General features: G+C 62.2%; 1 protein-coding gene. It reads right to left on the reverse strand.

Annotation, left to right across the window (positions count from 1 at the left end):
• Window positions 1-1,905: DNRLRE domain-containing protein (locus tag ACHAA3_RS16785; protein WP_435710242.1), on the reverse strand; the 1,905-nt coding region annotated here is incomplete at both ends.

Consider the following 1,905-nt stretch of genomic DNA (forward strand, 5'->3'; position numbering starts at 1 on the left):
AGGTCCGGGTCCTGACTGCGGTTACCCGCAGCGTCATATGCCCACAGTCGCAACACGTGCAGCCCAGCGGTCTGCGCCGGCAGCTCCACCGCAATCGACTTGTCCGCGTTCGTCGGTGTGTGGGACTTGGCAGTTGGTGCCTGGTCGTTGTCGAGCGTGTAGGCGTACCCGGCCGTATCAGCGGCTTGACCATCAGCAGGCCAGAACTGGACACTCTGTTTCGCGCCGGCGAGCCACCGCTCGTCAGGGACAGACTCACCGGGATAGCTCTTGATCTGCGGTACCGGCGCCAAGGTCGAATCAACGGTGAACTTGCACTGAGCGCTGTACGAGCCGTAGTCGGAGTACGAATCCGATCCGCGGACCCTGAACGACCACGTCCCGGACGGGAAGGTGCCGTCGACCAACGCTCCCGGGAGCTTTGTAGAGACCGGACTTCCCGATGAGACATGATCCGCACTTCTGATTTCAGGGTCTGATGAGCTGATCGAGGATCGTTTCGCCCACTGGAACCAGCCTCGGACGTTTCCGCCGTCGGGATCTTTCATCACCGCAGACATGACCGGAGCCGAGGTCATCCGCTTCAACAAAACACCAGTAGACGTGCACGTCTTGCCTGCAACTTTCAACGATGTCGGGGCTGACGGCGGCCGGTTGTATTCGACTCGCAGGACCGTGGTGTGCCGGAACCGGCGCCACGACAATGGGTCACCCTCGTCGATCGCCCGCATACCGAACGAAACGGTGGGCCGGCTGGCGGCGGCAGCATCCGTCACGGCCGAGGTGACGTTCCAGGCCACGTCACGGCCGCCCGGGTTGCAGTCCGCCCAACCAGCCGAGTACGTCTTTGTGTCCTGCCAGTCCAGCCAGTCCGGCTGGTTGTTCCATGTCCGACTCGACACCGGCGCAGCAACCCGATACACCCGGATCCCTCTGGCTGCGCACGAAGCCGACCAATTCATGCGCGCCGTGAACGTGGCGCTCTTGATCTTCGTCCTCGACACCGACCCGATGTTGTGTTCGTAGAACAGGCGTTTGGTCGAGACGCCGTTGTAGTTCTGGTAGCCGACGCCTTGTCCTGCGGAGTCAGTCCACTTGAAGAACGTCGAGTTCGGATTCTGCTTGAACACCATCGACCAGTTGGTCGGCGAGCTCGACGTCGCGATCGGGTCGATATAGACCGGGTAGCTCACGTCCTCGCCAACAAGCGCATCCTCGTCGGGCGCCAGCACCAACGCGTCCTCGGTGACGGTCAGATCGATGTCAGAGATGTCGTCCCCCTGGGTCGGCCCCTGGATGCGTTGCTCGACAGCTTCAGCGGTGCGATCAGCGATGACATCGCGATCGGCGTCCAACAACGTGCCGCTGGAATCCCACATCACCGGCGGCGGCGACATTCCCACCTCGCGGCCCGTGTCGTCCACAACGAGGTAGCCACCATCCTTGGGCTCGATCGAACCTCCCTCGACGGTCGTCGCGAGATCCAATTTTTCAAGCTCAGGGTTGGCCGCCGCCTGCGCGTCATGAACCACAAGAACCTGAGACACACCCGCGTCTGTGATGCTCAGCTTCAGATCGACACCATCGAACACGTCCTCATACGTCGCAGTGGCACCGTCGACTACCGGTTCCGGCAACATGTCAGGCCACTGAACCGCTGTCGTGGCCGATCCGTGGCCGATCTCGACCATCGGATCGGAGCCGCCCGCCGAGAACTTGATCAGCCCCGCAGCCATTCGTGGGACCAGCACACCGTCCTTTTCTACGAGCGTGAGGTCGACCGGCTTCCAACCGGTACTGGTCTCCACCCGAATCGGGACCGTCGAGGTCTCCACCGTGTAGGTGCCGCTCGGGTTGGCATACGTCGTATCCGTTGCAGTGCGCTCATCAACGATCTCCACAGGA

Source organism: Aeromicrobium sp. CF3.5, assembly GCF_051262695.1.
Classification (GTDB): Bacteria; Actinomycetota; Actinomycetes; order Propionibacteriales; family Nocardioidaceae; genus Aeromicrobium.